The organism is Agromyces sp. NPDC058126 (assembly GCF_042884595.1).
GTDB lineage: Bacteria > Actinomycetota > Actinomycetes > Actinomycetales > Microbacteriaceae > Agromyces.
The window spans coordinates 471,639-490,599 of record NZ_JBHVTS010000001.1 but is presented as its reverse complement, the minus strand read 5'-3'; the positions used below and the strand labels follow the sequence as shown (position 1 = coordinate 490,599).

At 72.5% G+C, this 18,961-nt stretch carries 15 protein-coding genes; 12 read left to right on the top strand and 3 right to left on the bottom strand.

Annotation, left to right across the window (positions count from 1 at the left end; all coding sequences use genetic code 11):
- Positions 1 to 159 precede the first annotated feature (159 nt).
- Genes ACFVTR_RS02275 through xdhC form a run of 3 tightly spaced genes read left to right on the top strand, consistent with a single transcriptional unit; the run spans position 160 to position 4,957 of the window.
- Positions 160 to 1,623 (top strand): xanthine dehydrogenase small subunit, encoded by a 1,464-nt coding sequence (locus ACFVTR_RS02275; RefSeq protein WP_387034406.1) that lies wholly within the window; start codon positions 160 to 162, stop codon positions 1,621 to 1,623.
- A 32-nt stretch (positions 1,624 to 1,655) separates the two neighbouring features.
- Positions 1,656 to 4,109, top strand: a complete 2,454-nt coding sequence (gene xdhB, locus ACFVTR_RS02270; RefSeq protein ID WP_387035367.1) for a xanthine dehydrogenase molybdopterin binding subunit — start codon at positions 1,656 to 1,658, stop codon at positions 4,107 to 4,109.
- 11 nt (positions 4,110 to 4,120) lie between these two features.
- The gene (gene xdhC, locus ACFVTR_RS02265) at positions 4,121 to 4,957 is read left to right on the top strand and encodes a xanthine dehydrogenase accessory protein XdhC (RefSeq protein ID WP_387034405.1); all 837 of its coding nucleotides are present in this window, start codon (positions 4,121 to 4,123) and stop codon (positions 4,955 to 4,957) included.
- A gap of 9 nt (positions 4,958 to 4,966) precedes the next feature.
- On the opposite strand, the gene ACFVTR_RS02260 is transcribed toward xdhC, so the two are convergent.
- A complete protein-coding gene (locus ACFVTR_RS02260) occupies positions 4,967 to 5,482 on the bottom strand; it encodes a nucleoside deaminase (RefSeq protein ID WP_387034404.1) in 516 nt (171 codons plus the stop codon).
- A 114-nt stretch (positions 5,483 to 5,596) separates the two neighbouring features.
- Here ACFVTR_RS02260 and ACFVTR_RS02255 point away from each other — a divergent pair, with 114 nt between their 5' ends.
- From ACFVTR_RS02255 to moaA, 5 genes are all read left to right on the top strand, one after another.
- Positions 5,597 to 6,001 (top strand): molybdopterin-binding protein, encoded by a 405-nt coding sequence (locus ACFVTR_RS02255; protein WP_387034403.1) that lies wholly within the window; start codon positions 5,597 to 5,599, stop codon positions 5,999 to 6,001.
- Positions 5,998 to 6,822 carry a molybdate ABC transporter substrate-binding protein gene (modA, locus tag ACFVTR_RS02250; protein WP_387034402.1) on the top strand — a complete coding sequence of 275 codons (825 nt, stop codon included), beginning with the start codon at positions 5,998 to 6,000 and terminating at the stop codon, positions 6,820 to 6,822. The genes ACFVTR_RS02255 and modA overlap by 4 nt, the downstream gene beginning before the upstream one ends.
- A gap of 37 nt (positions 6,823 to 6,859) precedes the next feature.
- Positions 6,860 to 7,717 (top strand): ABC transporter permease, encoded by an 858-nt coding sequence (locus ACFVTR_RS02245; RefSeq protein ID WP_387034401.1) that lies wholly within the window; start codon positions 6,860 to 6,862, stop codon positions 7,715 to 7,717.
- Entirely contained in the window at positions 7,714 to 8,877 is a 1,164-nt protein-coding gene (locus ACFVTR_RS02240) for a sulfate/molybdate ABC transporter ATP-binding protein (protein ID WP_387034400.1), read from the top strand. The genes ACFVTR_RS02245 and ACFVTR_RS02240 overlap by 4 nt, the downstream gene beginning before the upstream one ends.
- A 110-nt stretch (positions 8,878 to 8,987) precedes the next feature.
- A complete protein-coding gene (gene moaA, locus ACFVTR_RS02235; protein ID WP_387035365.1) occupies positions 8,988 to 10,049 on the top strand; it encodes a GTP 3',8-cyclase MoaA in 1,062 nt (353 codons plus the stop codon).
- 30 nt (positions 10,050 to 10,079) lie between these two features.
- On the opposite strand, the gene ACFVTR_RS02230 is transcribed toward moaA, so the two are convergent.
- Positions 10,080 to 10,493 (bottom strand): molybdenum cofactor biosynthesis protein MoaE, encoded by a 414-nt coding sequence (locus ACFVTR_RS02230; RefSeq protein ID WP_387034399.1) that lies wholly within the window; start codon positions 10,491 to 10,493, stop codon positions 10,080 to 10,082.
- A gap of 94 nt (positions 10,494 to 10,587) precedes the next feature.
- A complete protein-coding gene (locus ACFVTR_RS02225) occupies positions 10,588 to 11,820 on the bottom strand; it encodes a nitrate/nitrite transporter (RefSeq protein ID WP_387034398.1) in 1,233 nt (410 codons plus the stop codon).
- A 225-nt stretch (positions 11,821 to 12,045) separates the two neighbouring features.
- Between ACFVTR_RS02225 and ACFVTR_RS02220 the strand changes: the two genes are divergently transcribed.
- The 4 genes from ACFVTR_RS02220 to narI are packed head-to-tail and all read left to right on the top strand — an operon-like array spanning position 12,046 to position 18,933.
- A complete protein-coding gene (locus ACFVTR_RS02220) occupies positions 12,046 to 15,801 on the top strand; it encodes a nitrate reductase subunit alpha (protein ID WP_387034397.1) in 3,756 nt (1,251 codons plus the stop codon).
- Complete coding sequence (gene narH, locus ACFVTR_RS02215) at positions 15,801 to 17,441, top strand: nitrate reductase subunit beta (protein ID WP_387034396.1); 1,641 nt, start codon at positions 15,801 to 15,803, stop codon at positions 17,439 to 17,441. Before ACFVTR_RS02220 ends, narH begins: the two co-directional genes overlap by 1 nt.
- Complete coding sequence (gene narJ / locus ACFVTR_RS02210) at positions 17,441 to 18,172, top strand: nitrate reductase molybdenum cofactor assembly chaperone (RefSeq protein WP_387034395.1); 732 nt, start codon at positions 17,441 to 17,443, stop codon at positions 18,170 to 18,172. The genes narH and narJ overlap by 1 nt, the downstream gene beginning before the upstream one ends.
- Positions 18,169 to 18,933: a respiratory nitrate reductase subunit gamma gene (narI, locus tag ACFVTR_RS02205; RefSeq protein WP_387034394.1), complete on the top strand. Its 765-nt coding sequence runs from the start codon at positions 18,169 to 18,171 to the stop codon at positions 18,931 to 18,933. Before narJ ends, narI begins: the two co-directional genes overlap by 4 nt.
- Positions 18,934 to 18,961: the final 28 nt, after the last annotated feature.

Sequence of the window (18,961 nt, the reverse complement as noted above, 5' to 3'; positions counted from 1 at the left end):
CACGCCGTCCGTCGGCACCGAGGGAGGCGTCTCTCGGAGGCTACACCCGCAGCCGCGCGAGACGGCCGGAACCTGCCGTCCTGCGCTCGGCGCCCCGTGCCGCGGAGGTGCGTAGACTCCGAAGGAGGGGTGCAACGTCGCACCGGAGGAGCCCGGCCCATGGAAGAACCCGTTCTCACCGTCAACGGAAGGCGGCGCCCGTTGACGGGCGTCACCGCGCACACGACCGCCCTCGACTGGCTGCGGTCGACGGGGCTCACCGGCGCGAAGGAGGGGTGCGCCGAAGGCGAGTGCGGGGCCTGCGCGGTGCTCATCGCGACGCCCGACGGCGACGGCACCTCGTGGACGGCGGTCAACTCGTGCCTCGTGCCGGTCGCGGCGCTCGACGGCCAGGAGCTCGTCACCGCCGAGGGCCTCGGCTCCCCCGAGTCGCTGCACCCCGTGCAGCGCGAGCTCGCCGAGGCGGGCGGCTCGCAGTGCGGCTACTGCACGCCGGGGTTCGTCTGCAGCATGGCGGCCGAGTTCTACCGCGCCGGGCGCGCGCCCGACACCGATGGGGCCGACGGGGCGTCCGACGCCGAGCACGGCCCGAACGGATTCGACCTGCATTCCCTCGGCGGCAACCTCTGCCGGTGCACGGGGTACCGCCCCATCCGCGACGCCGCCTACGCGCTCGGCGTGCCCGACCCGGCCGACGAGCTCGCCGCCCGCCGCGAGCGCCCCGCCCCAGCCCCCGCCGCGACCGACCTCACCGTAGACGGAACCCGCTTCGTCCGCCCGTCCGCGCTCGACGAGGCGCTGCGGCTGCTCCACGGCGAGCCGTCGGCCGTCGCCGTCGCGGGCTCGACCGACCTCGGCGTCGAGGTGAACCTCCGCGGTCGCCGCGATCCGCTCCTCGTCGCGATCGACCGCCTCGACGAGCTCCGCACCTTCGCCGTCGACGGCGACGCCGTCGAGCTCGGGGCGGCTCTGCCACTGTCCGAGATCGAGCGGCGCCTCGACGGCCGGGTGCCGCTTCTCGCGCAGCTCATCCCGCAGTTCGCCTCGCGACTGATCCGCAACCGCGCGACGCTCGGGGGCAACCTCGGCACGGGCTCGCCGATCGGCGACGCGCCGCCCGCACTGCTCGCCCTCGACGCCCGCCTCGTGCTCGTCTCGCACGAGGGCGAACGCGAGGTCGGCGTCGCCGACTACTTCACCGGCTACCGCGAGACGGTGCTCCGACCGGGCGAGCTCATCCGCGCGGTCCGCATCCCGCTGCCGCTCGCGAGCCTGACGGCGTTCCACAAGATCGCGAAGCGCCGGTTCGACGACATCTCGAGCGTCGCGCTCGGCTTCGCGCTCGACGTCGACGACGGCGTCGTGACCGCAGCCCGGATCGGCCTCGGCGGCGTGGCCGCCACCCCGGTGCGCGCGCACGCGACCGAGGCCGCGCTCGTCGGTCGGCCGTGGAACCTCGCGACCGTGCGCTCCGCCGCGGCGGTGCTCGCGGGCGAGGGCACCCCGATGTCCGACCACCGCGCCTCGAGCGAGTACCGCTCGCTCATGCTCGGCAACGCGCTCGTGAAGCTCTTCCACGGCGACGCCCACCGGGCGACCGACCGGAGGGAGGTGCCGGCATGATCCCCACCACGCCTCCAGACATCGCCGGCGCGATGCCCGGAGCCTCGGACGGCGTAGGCCCATCGCTCGCCGATCGCCCGCCCGCCCCCGTCGTGGGTCGCCCGGCCGTGCACGAGAGCGCGGCCCTGCACGTCACCGGGCGCGCGCAGTACACCGACGACCTCGCCGTCCGCGCCGCAGGGGCGCTCACCGCCTGGCCGGTGCAGTCGACGCACGCGCACGCCCGCATCGCGCTCGACGTCGCGCCCGCGTACGAGGTGCCGGGCGTGGTCAGGGTGCTCACGGCCGACGACGTGCCCGGCCTCAACGACGCCGGGGTGAAGCACGACGAGCCGCTCTTCCCCGACGAGGCCATGTTCGTCGGGCACGCCCTCGCCTGGGTGCTCGCCGAGACGCCAGAGGCCGCACGCCTCGGGGCCGCCGCAGTACGCGTCGACGCCGAGCCGCTGCCGTCGATCGTCACCGTGCGCGAGGCGATCGCCGAGGGGTCGTTCCAGGGCATACCGCGCACGGTCGTGCGGGGCGACGCCGCCGAGGCCCTGCGCACCGCCCCCGTCGTCCTCGACGGCGTCTCCGAGTTCGGCGGGCAGGAGCACTTCTACCTCGAGACGCACGCCTCGTTCGCCGTGCGCGACGGCGAGGGGCAGTACTTCGTGCAGTGCTCGACGCAGCATCCGAGCGAGACCCAGGAGATCGTCGCGCACGTGCTCGGCATTCCCTCGCACGAGGTCACGGTGCAGCAGTTGCGCATGGGCGGCGGATTCGGCGGCAAGGAGATGCAGCCGCACGGCTTCGCCGCGATCGCCGCGCTCGGCGCGAAGCTCACGGGGCGCCCGGTGCGCCTGCGGCTCGACCGCACGCACGACCTCACGATGACGGGCAAGCGGCATCCGTTCCACATCGCGTGGCGAGCGGGGTTCACCGACGACGGCCATCTGCTCGCGCTCGACGCGACGCTCACGAGCGACGGCGGGTGGAGCCTCGACCTCTCCGAACCGGTGATGACGCGCGCGCTCTGCCACATCGACAACGCCTACTGGATCCCGAACGTGCACGCGCACGGGCGCGTCGCGAAGACGAACCTGCCGTCGAACACCGCGTTCCGCGGCTTCGGCGGCCCGCAGGGGGTGTTCCTCATCGAGGACGTCCTCGGCCGCGCCGCGCCGATCCTCGGCGTCGAGCCCACGCGGCTCCGCGAGCAGAACTTCTACCGCCCCGGCCAGACGACGCCGTACGGGCAGCTCGTGAAGGACGCGGATCGCATGCCCGCGATCTGGAACCGGCTGAAGGCGGAGTCCGATTTCGACGCCCGCCGGGCCGAGCTCGCCGCCTTCAACGCGGCGCACGCCGAGGTCAAGCGCGGGCTCGCGCTCACGCCGATCAAGTTCGGCATCTCGTTCAACTTCACCGCCTTCAACCAGGCGGGCGCGCTCGTGCAGGTCTACAAGGACGGCTCGGTGCTCGTGAACCACGGCGGCACCGAGATGGGGCAGGGCCTGCACACGAAGATGCTGCAGGTCGCCGCGACCGCGCTGGGCGTCGAGGCGCACCGGGTGCGGCTCGCGCCGACCCGCACCGACAAGGTGCCGAACACCTCGGCGACGGCGGCCTCCTCGGGCGCCGACCTCAACGGCGGCGCGGTGAAGCACGCGTGCGAGCAGATCCGCGATCGGCTGGCGGCGGTCGCCGCGCCCCGCCTCGGCGTCGAGCCCGGCGAGGTGCGCTTCAGCGCCGGCCTCGTGCACGGACCGGACGCCGACGGCCCGCGACTGCGTTTCGACGAGCTCGTCGCCGTCGCCTACCTCGAACGCGTGCAGCTCTTCGCCGCCGGCTACTACCGCACCGAGGGCCTCGCGTGGGACCTCGATCGCATGCAGGGCTCGCCGTTCAAGTACTTCGCGTACGGCGCCGCGGCCGCTGAGGTCGAGGTCGACGGCTTCACCGGCGAGTACCGGCTGCGCCGCGTCGACATCGTGCACGACGTCGGGGACTCGCTGTCGCCGCTCATCGACCTCGGGCAGATCGAGGGCGGCTACGTCCAGGGCGTCGGATGGCTCACGCTCGAGGAGCTCCGATGGGACACCGGCGACGGCCCGAACCGGGGGCGCCTGCTCACGCAGTCGGCGTCGACGTACAAGCTGCCGAGCTTCTCGGAGATGCCCGAGGTGTTCAACGTGCACCTCTTCGAGAACGCCCGCGAGGACGGCGCGGTGTACGGCTCGAAGGCGGTCGGCGAGCCGCCCCTCATGCTCGCGTTCAGCGCCCGAGAGGCGCTGCGCGACGCCGTCGCCGCGTTCGGGCCGGGCGGCCGCACCGTCGAGCTCGCCTCGCCGGCGACCCCCGAGGCCGTGTTCTGGGCGATCGAGGCCGCCCGGGCCGGCGCGGCCGAGCACGCGACGAGCGCGCGGGACGCGCCCGAGGCATCCCTCGCATCGGATGCCCCGACGCCCCGGCGCGAATCGGTCACCGCGCGGCGCGAGACCTGACGGCGCCGCGGATGGACTGGCTCGAGGCGCTGCGGCGGCTGCGGGAGGCGCGCGAGCCCGCGGTGATCGTCACCCTGGCCATCGTGCGCGGGCACGCCCCGCGCAACGGCGGGGCCAAGATGGTGGTCTCGCGCGGCGCGATCGTCGGCACGGTCGGGGGCGGCAACCTCGAGGCCACGGCGATCGACCGTGCCCGCACGCTGCTCGCCTCGGGGTCGACCGACCCCGAGCTCATCACGCTGAAACTCAGCGACAAGACCACGACCGAGTACGGCGTGCAGTGCTGCGGAGGAGAGGTCACCCTCATGCTCGAACCCGTTCCGGTCGTGCCGGCCGTCGCGATCTTCGGCCTCGGACACGTGGGACTCGAACTCGCCCGCATCCTCGCCCGGCAGGAGTTCGAGGTGCACCTCATCGACTCGCGGGCCGAGATGCTCGCGCCCGAGCGACTCGGGGTCCCCGGCGAGTCGGGGGTCCTCGCCGATGCGGTCGCGCTCGTGCACGTGCAGCACGAGCCCGTGCCCGAGGCGGGGCTCGCCGCGCTGCCGGCGGGCGCCCACGTGCTCGTCATGACCCACGACCATGTCGAGGACCTCGCGATCGTCGACCAGGCGCTCCGCCGCGAGGGGCTCGCGTCGATCGGCCTGATCGGCTCGCGGTCGAAATGGGCGCGGTTCAAGGTGAAGCTGGCCGAGCTGGGCCACGACGACGCGGCGCTCGCCCGGGTCTCGACGCCGATCGGCATCCCCGCGGTGGCGGGCAAGGCGCCGGCGACGATCGCGGTGAGCGTGGCCGCGCGCATCCTCGAGCTCGTCGAACGGGCGCGAGCGGGCGACGACGCGGAGTGAGACGGGTGCTCAGTACTCGATGCGGTCGGCCTTGCGCCGCCACTCGGCGAAAGGTGCGAGCCGCTGTTCGCCGGCGAGTCCGAGCCGGGCGACCGGCATGACGGCGCGCGACTCCTCGCCGTCGTCGTCGAAGTAGCGGTAGAAGCGGGCGTCGTCGAAGCCGGCGTCGGCCGCGTCGTCGCGCGTCGCGGCGTAGACGACCCGGTCGAGGCGGGCCCAGAGCGCCGCGGCGAGGCACATCGGGCACGGCTCGCAGCTCGAGTAGAGCGTGGCGCCGCTGAGGTCGAAGTCGCCGATGCCGAGGCACGCGGCCCGGATCGCCGTGACCTCGGCATGGGCGGTCGGGTCGAGGTTCGCGGTGACCCGGTTCACGCCGTCGAAGCTGCGGCCGTCGGCGGTGACGACGATCGCGCCGAACGGCCCGCCGGCGTTGCGCACGTTCTCGGTCGCGAGCTCGACGGCCTGGGCGAGCCGGGCGGCGGTGTCGTCGCCGCCGGGTGCTGCCGGGATGGGGCCGAGGTTCATGCGATGCATCCTTGCTCTTCGTCCCGACAGTAACAGCCGCACGCACCGCCGAGGCCGGTGGATTCATCCTCCGACGCTCGTCACTTCCGCATCTGCGGCACTATTCTCGGTTTCATGACGCAATATCGGATCAGTGAGGCCTCGGAGCTCGTCGGGGTGAGCGACGACACGGTACGCCGCTGGATCGCCGACGGCCTGCTGCCCGTCGAGAAGGACGCCGCCGGCCGTCAGGTCGTTCCGGGTGCCGAGCTCGCGGCGCGCGCGCAGGCGATCGCCTCGACGGTCGACGACCGCACCGGCGTGCGCCGCAGCGCGCGCAACCGCTTCGTCGGGCTCGTGACCCGCGTCGAGATCGAAGGCCTCATGGCCCAGGTCGAGCTGCAGTGCGGCCCGCACCGGGTGGTCTCGCTCATGTCGTCGGAGGCCGCGCGCGAACTGCGACTCGAGGTCGGCTCGCGCGGCGTCGCCGTCGTCAAGGCGACGATGGTCGTCGTCGAGACCGAGCAGGCCGCCTCGTGAGCGCCCGTCGCGCCCTCACCGCGTTCGCGCTCGGCTCGGTCTCGCTCGCGCTGCTAGCCGGGTGCGCCCCCGCCGGCACCGATGCCGCCGCCACCCCGTCGTCAGCCGCGACCGGGGCCGCCGCCGACGAGCTCACCGGCGAGCTCACGATCTTCGCCGCAGCCTCGCTCGGGGGCGCCTTCGACGAACTCGCCACCCGATTCGAGGCGCTCCATCCCGCGCTCGACGTGCTCCCCGTCACCTACGACGGCTCCTCGGTGCTCGCGACCCAGCTCATCGAGGGCGCCGCCGCCGACGTGTTCGCCTCCGCGGACGAGCCGAACCTCGACCGCGTCGCCGAGGAGGGCCTCGTCGAGGGCGAGCCCGAGGTGTTCGCCACGAACGTGCTCGAGATCGCGGTGCAGCCGGGCAACCCGCTCGGTATCGACGGCCTCGACGACCTCGCGCCCGCCTCGGGCGCCGCTCCCATCGTGGTGGTCTGCGCCGCCGAGGTGCCGTGCGGGCGCGCCGCCGCGACCCTGCTCGCCGACGCCGGCGTCGATCTCGCACCCGCGAGCGAGGAGCAGAACGTGACCGCGGTCCTCACGAAGGTGCGCTCGGGCGAGGCCGACGCCGGCCTCGTCTACGTGACCGACGTGCGCGCGGCCGACGACGACGTCGACGGCATCGCGATCGAGGGCGCGGATGCCGCGACGAACCGCTACCCGATCGCCGCCCTCGCCGAGGCCGCGAACCCCGAGGCCGCCGCGGCGTTCGTCGAGTTCGTGCGTTCGCCCGCGGGCGCCGAGGTGCTCGAGGAGTTCGGATTCGGGTCGCCGTGACCCCGTACCGCCGGCGCGACGAGGAGGGGGCACCCCGATGACCGGCACCCCGTTCACGCTCGGGCCCGCCCCCTCGCCCGCTCGAGATCGCGTCGGCGCCCGTCGGGCGATCGGGATCCCCGGCGCCCTCCTCGTGCCCGCGGCCCTCGGCACGGCCGTCCTCGTGCTGCCCCTCGCCGCGCTGCTGCTGCGCCTCGACTGGAGCGCGGTGCCCGCAGCGGTCACCTCGCCCGCCGCGGTCGAAGCGCTCACGCTCTCGCTCGTCACGGCGGCGGTCGCCACCGTGTGCTGCCTCGTGCTCGGGGTGCCGCTCGCCCTCGTCATCGCCCGGGCCTCCCGCCGAACGGCGGCGGTGCTGCGCACCCTTGTCACGCTGCCGCTCGTGCTGCCGCCCCTCGTCGGCGGCATCGCCCTGCTCGCGCTGCTCGGCCGCACGGGACTCTTCGGCGAGAGCCTCGCACTCCTCGGCATCCGCATCCCGTTCACGACGACCGCCGTCGTGATCGCGCAGGTGTTCGTCGCCCTGCCGTTCCTCGTGATCTCGGTCGAGGGCTCGCTGCGGGCGGTCGGCACGCGCTTCGAGGCGGTCGCAGCCGGACTCGGCGCCCGGCCGTTCACGGTGTTCCGCCGGGTGACGCTGCCGCTCGTGCTCCCGGGCGTCGCCGCCGGCACGGTGCTCTGCTTCGCCCGGGCGCTCGGCGAGTTCGGCGCCACGGCGCTGTTCGCCGGCAACACCGCGGGCGTCACCCGCACCATGCCGCTCGCGATCTACACCGCGTTCAACGGGGCGGGCGTCAGCGAGGACACCGCGATCGCGCTCTCGCTCATGCTCATCGGCGTCGCGGTCGCGGTGCTCCTCGTCATGCGCGGGTGGCGAGAGGATGCCCCGAGATGACCGGCGGCGAGGCATCCGGCGCGCTCGTCGCGGACGTCGTGAGCGAACGCGGCGGGTTCCGCCTCGAGGCGGCGCTCCACGTCGACCGCGGGGAGGTGCTCGCGGTGCTCGGGCCGAACGGCTCGGGCAAGTCGACGCTCCTCGCGACCCTCGCGGGCCTCATCGCCCCGACCCGCGGGGTGATCCGGCTCGGCGAGCGCGAGCTCTTCGGCGTCCCGCCGGGCGCGCGACGGCCGGTCGAGGTGCCGATCGATCGTCGACGCATCGGACTGCTCGGCCAGGAGCCGCTGCTGTTCCGGCACCTCAGCGTGCTCGAGAACGTCGCCTTCGGTCCGCGCTCCCAGGGCATGCGCGCCGCCGAGGCGCGCACCGAGGCCCGGCAGTGGCTCGACCGCGTCGACGCGGCCGGGTTCGCCGACCATCGCCCGGCCGAGCTCTCTGGCGGCCAGCAGCAGCGGGTGGCCATCGCCCGCACGCTCGCGGCCCGACCTGAGCTGCTGCTCCTCGACGAGCCGTTCGCGGCGCTCGACGTGCCGACCGCGGCCGCCATGCGCCGCCTGCTCGGCGAGCTCTGCGACGAGACGGCGACGCCGACCGTGCTCGTGACCCACGACCCGCTCGACGCCATCGTGCTCGCACCGCGCGCGGCCGTGCTGCACGACGGGCGCATCGCGCAGACCGGCACCGTCGCCGAGGTGCTCGGCCACCCCGCCACTCCGTTCGTCGCGGCCCTCGCCGGCGTGAACCTCGCGATTGGCGTCGCCACCGGCGACGGCGGCGTCGTGGTCGCCGGCGTGGACGGCTCGCGGCTCGTGCTCGTGGGCGCACCCGCGCCCGGAGCAACCGACGGCGCCGCACCCGCCGCAGTCGTCCCCGAGGGGCTGCCCGCCTCCGCCGTCTTCAGCCCCGGCGCGGTGCACGTCGCACCGGCGATCGGGGTCGGCGCCGGGTCATCCGGTGCCTCGACCGCGAATCGCTGGCTCGGCACCATCGCCCTGCTGCAGCCCGCGCCCGGCGGCGTGCGACTCACGACGCGCGAGCACCCCGAACTCGCCGTCGACCTGCCGGGCGCCGCGGCCGTCGCGCTCGACCTGCAGCCGGGGGCGCGGTTCTCGTTCTCGATCGCGCCCGAGGACGTCGCAGTGCGGGGGCGCGACTGAGCCGGTGTTACGGTGGCTCCACGAGCAGGGGGTGACCGACGAGCGACACGGCGATTCCGATCAGACCGCCTCACGCCGAATCGGCGGGTGCGGCGCTCGGCGTGCGCCGGCTGCCCTCCACTGGCCTCGACGCCGTCGAGCCGTCGCTCGTCGATCGCCGGGATCGCCCCATGCGCGACCTCCGCATCTCGATCACCGACCGCTGCAACTTCCGCTGCGTCTACTGCATGCCGAAGTCGGTGTTCGGTCGCGACTACGCGTTCCTCGACCGCGACGAGCTGCTGAGCTTCGAGGAGATCACCCGGATCGCCCGCATCGCCGCCGCGCACGGCGTCGAGAAGCTGCGACTCACCGGCGGCGAGCCGCTGCTGCGCCGCGGGCTCGAGGGGCTCATCGCCCAGCTCGCCGAACTGCGCACCCCCGACGGCCGCCCGCTCGAGATCGCGCTCACGACCAACGGCTCGGCGCTCGCGATGAAGGCCGCCTCGCTGAAGGCGGCGGGCCTCACGCGCGTCACCGTCTCCCTCGACTCGCTCGACGACGAGCTGTTCCAGGCCATGAACGACGTGCGATTCCCCGTGGCTCGCGTGCTCGAGGGCATCGACGCGGCGCAGGCCGCCGGGCTCGGTCCGGTCAAGGTCAACATGGTCGTGAAGCGCGGTCTCAACGACCACGAGATCCTGCCGATGGCGCGGCACTTCCGCGGCACGCCGTTCACACTGCGCTTCATCGAGTACATGGACGTCGGCACGACCAACGGGTGGCGGCTCGACGACGTCGTGCCGTCGGCCGAGATCGCCGAGCGCATCGGCACCGAGTTCCCGCTCGAGCCGCTCGGGCAGACCGCCCCGGGCGAGACGGCGACGCGCTGGCGGTACCACGACGGCGGCGGCGAGATCGGATTCATCTCGAGCGTCACGAACGCGTTCTGCGGCGACTGCAACCGCGCCCGCATCTCGACCGAGGGGCGGCTCTTCACCTGCCTGTTCTCGGCGACGGGGCACGACCTGCGGGCGCTGCTCCGCGGCGGCGTCGACGACGAGCGGCTCGCCGACGCGATGGCCGCGATCTGGCGGGGCCGCGACGACCGCTACTCCGAGGTGCGGGCGACCCTCACGCCCGAGCTGCGGGCCGCACGACCCAAGGTCGAGATGAGCTACATCGGCGGCTGACGGCCGCGACCGCCGTCCCCGACCCGGGGCTCAGAGGCCGACCCACTCCGAGACGCCGTCGTCGAAGTGCTGCCGCTTCCAGATCGGCACCTCGCGCTTGATGAGCTCGACGAGGCGCTCGCACGCGTCGAAGGCCTCGGCGCGGTGGCCCGCCCCCGCCGCCGCGACGAGCGCGACGTCGCCGATGCGGAGGTCGCCGACCCGGTGCGCGGCCGCGACCGCGAGGCCCGTCTCCTCGGTGATGCGGCGTACGCAGTCGGCGAGGAACCGCTCGGCATCGGGGTGGGCCCGGTAGTCGAGCGACCGCACGCTCCGGCCGCCGTCGTGGTCGCGCACGATCCCGTGGAAGACGACGACGGCGCCGCTCGCGTCGGACTCGACCGCGCGCCGCACGGCGGCCTCGTCGAGCGGGAGGTCGGAGACGAGGGCGTACGGTTCGGGCATGCGGCGATCCTATGCCGTGCGCGTCGGGGTCTCGATGCGACCGCCGCGCCCCTCTCTCGCCGGCCACCCGACCGACCGGCCGCAGGGCGCCGCGCTACTTCCCGGGCGCCGCCGCGCCGGGCCGGGCGTCACGGAGCATGCCGGCCACGACGAGCGCGAACGCCCCGACGAGGACGAGGAGCCAGAGCCCGAGCGCGTACGAGTTCGTCTCGGCGTTGTAGGTGGCGCCCATCACGAGCGGCGGGAAGTACCCGCCGAGACCGCCCGCCGCCGCCACGACTCCCGTCACCGCGCCGACCTTGTCCTTCGGGGTCGATGGTCCGACCCAGGCGAACACGGCGCCCATGCCGAGGCCCATCGCCGCGGCCATCGCGATGAAGGTGACGCCGGTGAGGATGCCCTCGGGCGGCTGCTGCCCGACGACATAGGCGAGCGAGACGATGCCCGCGAGCGAGATGAGCGAGATGATCTTCGGCCCGACGCGGTCGGAGAGCGCGCCGCCGATCGGGCGCGCGACCACGGCGGCCGCGGCGAACAGCGCCGTGCGCGTGCCGGCGCCGACCGGGTCGACGTCGTCGGGGTAGATCGTCGTGAGGTACTTCGGCAGGAACGTCGAGAACGCCACGAAGCCGCCGAAGACGATGCCGTAGAGGAACGCCATCTCCCACGTGATGCGGAGCTTCAGGGCGCCGACGACCTTCGGCACGAGCGGCTGCCTGCTCGGCTCCCACACCGGCGAGTCGCGGAGGAACAGCCACACGAGCACGGCGGTGGCGGTCATGATCCCCGCGATCAGGAAGTGGGTCGGGAGGTAGCCGATCCACTCGGCGAGGCGGGGGGTGAAGAACGCGGAGACGGCCGTGCCGATCATGCCCATGCCGAAGACGCCGGTCGCGAAGCCGCGACGCGAGGGTTCGTACCAGGCGCTCGAGAAGGGCACGCCGACCGCGAAGATCGTGCCGGCGACGCCGAGGTAGAAGCCCGCGCCGATCAGCAGCGGGAAGCTCTTGATCTCGCCGGCGAGCGCGACGAGCAGCACGGCGGGCACCGAGAGCAGCAGCACGGCGACGAACATGGTGCGCCCGCCGAAGCGGTCGGTGAGCGCACCGACGAGGATGCGGCCGAGCGCGCCGACGAGCACGGGCGTGGCGAGCATGAGCGAGATCTGCCCCTCGTCGAGGCCCATCTCGGTGGCGTAGGTCTTCTGCAGCGGGGCGATCACCATCCACGCCCAGAAGCCCATCGTCGAGGCGAAGGTCGCCAGCAGCACCTGCCCGAGCTGCCCCCGCAGCTTCGTTCCCTCGGATTGCGTCGACGATGCGGTCATGCTGCCCCTCCAGCCGATTGGAAATCGTGACCCTTCCTGAGGCAGACAGTACCGGGCGGGCGCCCGGGGCGCACGCAACCCCGCCACGGGAATCGCACGCGGCGACGCGCTGGCCCGGCGGGGGTTCCTTCCCATCCAGTCGCTCACCGACCATGATGTCGGGTAGGACGTGTCGGATCGCGGCCTCGGCCGCTTCGACGCACCAGCCGAGACGAGGAGGCTTCGATGAGCCGAACGCCCCGACCTGCGAGCGAGCCGGCCACCGACGGCCCGCTCGCCGATTCCCTCCTGAGGTTCGGCCGGTTCCTGAGACCCGGCGAGTTCTCGCCCGACCTCCGCACCGTCACCCTCGAGGGCGGTCGCCAGGGCGACGTCTTCTACCGCGACCGCTGGTCGCACGACAAGGTCGTGCGCTCGACGCACGGCGTCAACTGCACGGGCTCGTGCTCGTGGAAGGTGTACGTCAAGGACGGCATCATCACGTGGGAGACGCAGGAGACCGACTACCCGTCGGTCGGCCCCGACTCCCCCGAGTACGAGCCCCGCGGCTGCCCGCGCGGCGCTGCGTTCAGCTGGTACACCTACTCGCCGACGCGGGTGCGCTACCCGTATCTGCGGGGCGTGCTGCTCGAGCACTACCGGGCCGCGAAGGCCCGCGTCGGCGGCGACCCTGTGCTCGCCTGGGAGGCGCTCGTCACCGACCCCGTGGCATCCCGCGCGTACAAGCGGGCCCGCGGCAAGGGCGGGCTGGTGCGCGCGAGCTGGGACGAGACGCTCGAGATCATCGCGGCGGCCCACGTGCACACGATCAAGGCGCACGGACCCGACCGGGTGGCCGGGTTCTCGCCGATCCCCGCGATGTCGATGGTGTCGCACGGCGTCGGGGCCCGGTTCATCAACCTCATCGGCGGCACCATGCAGTCGTTCTACGACTGGTACGCCGACCTCCCGGTCGCGAGCCCGCAGGTGTTCGGCGACCAGACCGACGTGCCCGAGTCGGCCGACTGGTGGAACTCGACGTACCTGATGATGTGGGGCTCGAACGTGCCGGTGACCCGCACGCCCGACGCGCATTTCATGACCGAGGCCCGCTACCGTGGCCAGAAGGTCGTCACCGTCTCGCCCGACTACGCCGACAACACGAAGTTCGCCGACGAGTGGCTCTCGCCGCACCCCGGCACCGACGCCGCGCTCGCGATGGCGATGGGGCACGTGATCCTCAGCGAGTTCCTCGTCGAGCGGCGTGTGCCGCGCTTCGAGCACTACCTGAAGACCTACTCGGATGCCCCGTACCTGATCTCGCTCGAACGGCGGGGCGAGGCGTGGGTGCCCGGGAAGTTCGTCACGGCGGCCGATCTCGGCGGGTTCGGCGCGCGCGTCGCGAACGCCGCGTTCAAGACGGTCGTGCTCAACCAGAACGCCGAACCGGTCGTGCCGAACGGCTCGCTCGGCCACCGTTTCGGCCCAGACGACGAGGGCCGGTGGAACCTCGATCTCGGCGACGTCGATCCGCTGCTCACGATCGCCGACGCGCCGGGGTGGCGGGGGGCGGCCGTCGCCGTCGACCTGCCGCGCTTCGACACCGCGCCCGAGCCCGGAGCGGAGCACGAGGGCGGGGCGGGCGTGGTGCGCCGCGGCGTGCCCGTCGCGACCGTCGAGGGCCGCACCGTCACGACCGTCTTCGACCTGCTGCTCGCCCAGTACGGCGTCGGTCGCGACGGACTCCCCGGCGACTGGCCGACCGGCTACGAGGACGCCTCCACCCCGGGCACGCCCGCCTGGCAGGAGGAGATCACCGGGGTGCCCGCCGAGCAGGCCGAACGCATCGGCCGCGAGTTCGCCGACAACGCCGAGCGCTCGGGCGGCCGCTCGATGATCCTCATGGGCGCGGGCACGAACCACTGGTTCCACTCCGACACGATCTACCGCACCTTCCTCGCGCTCACGACGATGACGGGCTGCCAGGGCGTCAACGGCGGCGGGTGGGCGCACTACGTCGGGCAGGAGAAGGTGCGCCCCGTGACGGGCTACACCCAGTACGGGACCGCGAGCGACTGGTCGCGCCCCGGCCGGGCGATGATCGGCACCGCGTTCTGGTACCTCGCGACCGACCAGTGGCGCTACGACGGGCTCTCCGCCGACCAGCTGGCCTCCCCGCTCGCCGAGGGGCTGTTCGCCGGCCGCACCACGGCCGACTGCCTCGTCGAGTCGGCGAAGCGCGGCTGGATGCCGAGCTACCCGACCTTCGACCGCAACCCGCTCGACCTCGTCGACGACGCCCGTGCCGCGGGCAAGGAGCCCGCCGAGTACGTGGTCGACTCCCTGAACGACGGCTCGCTGCGCTACGCCTGCGAGGACCCGGATGCGCCCGAGAACTTCCCGCGGGTGCTGAACATCTGGCGGGCGAACATCCTCGGCTCCTCGGGCAAGGGCAACGAGTACTTCCTGAAGCACCTGCTCGGCACCGACTCGGCGGTCCGCGCTGCCGAGGCGCCGCCCGAGCGGCGCCCCGAGTCGATCGAGTGGCACGACGATGCGCCCGAGGGCAAGCTCGACCTGCTCGTCACCGCCGACTTCCGCATGACGTCGACGACGCTCTTCTCCGACGTCGTGCTGCCGGCCGCCACCTGGTACGAGAAGCACGACCTCTCGTCGACCGACATGCACCCGTTCGTGCACTCGTTCAACCCGGCGATCGCGCCGCCGTGGCAGACGAAGACCGACTTCGAGATCTTCCACCTCATCGCGAAGCGGTTCTCCGAGTACGCGCGCACGCACCTCGGCACCCGCAGCGACCTCGTCGCCGCTCCCCTCATGCACGACACCCCCGATGCGATGGCGACCCCGCACGGCACCGTCGATAACGATCTGCCCCTCGTGCCCGGCGTGACGATGCCGAAGCTCGTCGTCGTCGAACGCGACTACACGGCGATCGCCGACAAGCTGGCGACGCTCGGGCCGCTCGCCGTGAAGGCGGGCATGGTGACGAAGGGCATCGTGTTCGACCCCACGCCCGAGGTCGCCGAGCTCGGGCGGGTGAACGGGGTCGCGTCGGCCGGCGCCGGCGCCGGGCAGCCGCTGCTCGACACCGATGTGAAGGTGTGCGAGGCGATCCTCGCCCTCTCGGGCACGACGAACGGGCGGCTCTCGGTGCAGGGCTTCCGCCAGCTCGAGAAACGCACCGGCCAGCGCATCGCGCAGCTCGCCGAAGACCATGAGGGCGGCCGCATCCGCTTCGCCGACGTGCAGGCGAGGCCGGTCTCGGTCATCACGAGCCCCGAGTGGTCGGGCTCCGAGCACGGCGGCCGGCGCTACACGGCGTTCGCGATCAACGTCGAGCACCTGAAGCCGTGGCACACCCTCACCGGGCGCCAGCACTTCTTCCTCGACCACGACTGGATGCGCGAACTCGGCGAGAACCTGCCGATCTACCGGCCACCGCTCGACCTCGCGAGGCTCTTCGGCGACTCGCCTCCCGTCGGGTCGACCGCACCGAGCGGCGACCCCGCGGCATCCGGGCATGCCGAGGTCGCCGTGCGCTACCTGACGCCGCACTCGAAGTGGTCGATCCACTCCGAGTACCAGGACAACCTCTTCATGCTGTCGCTCTCGCGCGGCGGCCCGACCATCTGGATGTCGACGCAGGACGCCGAGAAGATCGGCGTGCGCGACAACGAGTGGATCGAGTCGTACAACCGCAACGGCGTCGTCGTCGCCCGCGCGATCGTCTCGCACCGCATGCCCGAGGGCACCGTGTACATGTACCACGCGAAGGACCGCACGGTCGATGTGCCCCGCACCGAGACGAGCGGGCAGCGCGGCGGCATCCACAACTCGCTCACCAGAGTGCTGCTGAAGCCGAGCCACCTGATCGGCGGCTACGCGCAGCTCTCGTTCGCGTTCAACTACCTGGGGCCGACCGGCAACCAGCGAGACGAAGTCACGGTGATCCGCCGGCGCAGCCAGGAGGTCGAGTACTGATGAAGGTCATGGCGCAGATGTCGATGGTCATGAACCTCGACAAGTGCATCGGCTGTCACACGTGCAGCGTCACCTGCAAGCAGGCGTGGACGAACCGCTCGGGCGTCGAGTACGTGTGGTTCAACAACGTCGAGACCCGACCGGGCATCGGCTACCCGCGCCGCTACGAGGACCAGGAGAAGTGGGGCGGCGGCTGGGTGCGCACGAAGTCGGGGCGCCTGAAGCTTCGCTCTGGTGGGCGCCTGAAGAAGCTCGCCACGATCTTCTCGAACCCGAAGCTGCCCGAGATCCACGACTACTACGAGCCGTGGACGTACGAGTACGACATGCTCCTGAACGCCCCGGCCGGCGAGCACACCCCGGTCGCGAAGCCGAAGAGCCTGCTCACCGGCGAGGACATGAAGATCTCGTGGTCGGCGAACTGGGACGACAACCTCGGCGGCTCCGCCGAGATGATGGCGGAGGACCCGATCCTCCAGCACATGTCCGACCACGTGGCATCCGAGTACGAGCAGACCTACATGTTCTACCTGCCACGCATCTGCGAGCACTGCCTGAATCCCTCGTGCGTGGCCTCGTGCCCCTCGGGCGCGATGTACAAGCGCGTCGAGGACGGCATCGTGCTCGTCGACCAGGACCAGTGCCGGGGCTGGCGAATGTGCGTGTCGGGCTGCCCGTACAAGAAGGTCTACTTCAACCACAAGACCGGCAAGGCCGAGAAGTGCACGCTCTGCTACCCGCGCCTCGAGGTCGGGCTGCCGACGGTCTGCTCCGAGACGTGCGTCGGCCGGCTGCGCTACCTCGGCCTCGTGCTCTACGACGCCGACAAGGTCGCCGAGGCCGCGTCCATCGAGGACGAGCACGCGCTCCTCGACGCGCAGCGCGACGTCTTCCTCGACCCGCACGACCCGGCGGTCGTGCAGGCGGCCAGGGAGGCCGGCATCCCCGAGGACTGGATCGACGCCGCCCAGCGCTCGCCGATCCACAAGCTCATCAACGAGTACAGGGTGGCGCTGCCGCTCCACCCCGAGTACCGCACGATGCCGATGGTCTGGTACATCCCGCCGCTCTCGCCCGTCGTCGACGTCATCGCCTCCTCGGGCAACGACGGCGAGGACGCGAAGACGCTGTTCGCGGCGATCGCGAAGCTCCGCATCCCGCTCGAGTACCTCGCCGGGCTCTTCACCGCGGGCGACACCCGCCCGGTCGAGGCGTCGCTGCGCAAACTCGCCGCGATGCGCTCGTACATGCGCGGCATCAACCTCGGCGAGGGCAAGGACGAGCGGATCGCCGACGCCGTCGGCATGACCGGCGACACCCTCGAGGAGATGTACCGGCTGCTCGCGATCGCGAAGTACGAGGAGCGCTACGTCATCCCGGCCGCGCACACCGAGCAGGCCCGCGAGCTCGACGAGCTCGCCTGCTCGCTCGACTACGACGGCGGCCCGGGCATGGGCGGCGCCGGGCCCTTCGGCTCGTCGAGCGGCCAGCAGGTGCCCGTCGCGGTCGAGAACTTCCACGCGCTGAAGAACCGGCAGACCGCCGACCGCCCGTCGACGTCGGGCCGGGTGAACCTGCTCAACTGGGACGGCAACGGCGCGCCCGACGGCCTGTTCCCCCCGAAGTCCGGGGAGGAATGATGGCGAACTTCCCGCTCATCTTCAAGCGCTCCGGGTCGGATGCCTCGCGCTCGTCGCGCAGACCGGCGACGGCGCCGCTCGCGCTCGACGACGCCACGCGGCGGCTCGCGCACATCGCGACCTCGCTGCTGCTCGACTACCCGGGCGAGGGCTTCGACGCCCGCGTCGCGGCGGTCGAGGCCTCCCTCGGCGAGCTGCCGCCCGCGATCGCGAGCGAGCTCCGCGCGTTCATCGATCACGCCGCCGCGACCGATCGCGAGGCCCTCGCGATCGAGTACGTCGCGACCTTCGACCTCAAGCGCAAGTGCTGCATGTACCTGAGCTACTACGCCGCGGGCGACACCCGCCGGCGCGGCTCCGCGCTCGTGACCTTCATCGAGGCCTACCGCGCCGCGGGCTGGGAGTTCGACGCCGACGAGCTGCCCGACTACCTGCCGGCCGTGCTCGAGTTCTCGGCGCGCAGCGACTCGCCCGTGGCATCCCAGCTGCTCTCGGCGCACCGCGACGGCCTCGAGGTGCTGCGCGAGGCCCTCGAGAAGCAGCAGAGCCCGTGGGCCGGCCCCGTTCGCGCCGTCTGCCGCTCGCTGCCCGAACTCGACGAGGCGACGCGCGAGCGCTACCTCGAGCTCGTCAGCCAGGGGCCGCCCGCCGAGACGGTCGGGTTGTCGTTCCTCGGCAACATCCCGCCGTACCAGCCCGTCGGAGCCGCACACGAGGAGGCACGCGCATGACCGCCTGGGACGTCCTGCTGTGGGTCGCGATGCCGTACGCCGCGTTCGCGGTGTTCGTCGTCGGGCACATCTGGCGCTACCGCTACGACAAGTTCGGGTGGACGACGAGATCGAGCCAGACCTACGAGAACCGCCTGCTGCGCTGGGGCTCGCCCATGTTCCACCTCGGCATCCTCATGGTGCTCGCGGGGCACGTCGTCGGGCTGCTCGTCCCGCGCGAGTGGCTCTACGCCATCGGCATCGACGAGCACCTGTACCACCTCGGTGCGACCGCGCTCGGCACCGCGGCGGCGGTGCTCACCCTCGCGGGCCTCGCGATCCTCATCTACCGTCGGCGCACGGTCGGCCCGGTGTTCCTCGCGACCACCCGCATGGACAAGCTCATGTACGTCGTGCTCGGCGCGGTGCTGCTGTTCGGCACCATCGCGACCGTCATGTACCAGTTGCTCGGGCCGGGCTACGAGTACCGCGGCACGGTGGGCCCGTGGCTGCGGAGCCTCATCATCTTCCAGCCGAAGCCCGAGCTCATGGTCGACGTGCCGCTCATGTTCCAGATCCACGTGATCGCGGCGAACGTGCTCTTCGCGCTCTGGCCGTTCACCCGGCTCGTGCACGTGTGGTCGGCGCCGATCGGGTACCTGTTCCGCCCGTACATCGTGTACCGCTCGCGCGACGATGCGCGCCGCCCGGGCTCACGGCCCGCGCGCCCGGGCTGGGAGGGCATCCAGACGCCCGACCCGAAGAAGCTCACGAAGCTCTGAGCGCGCCGGGCCCCGCGCGCGCCACCAG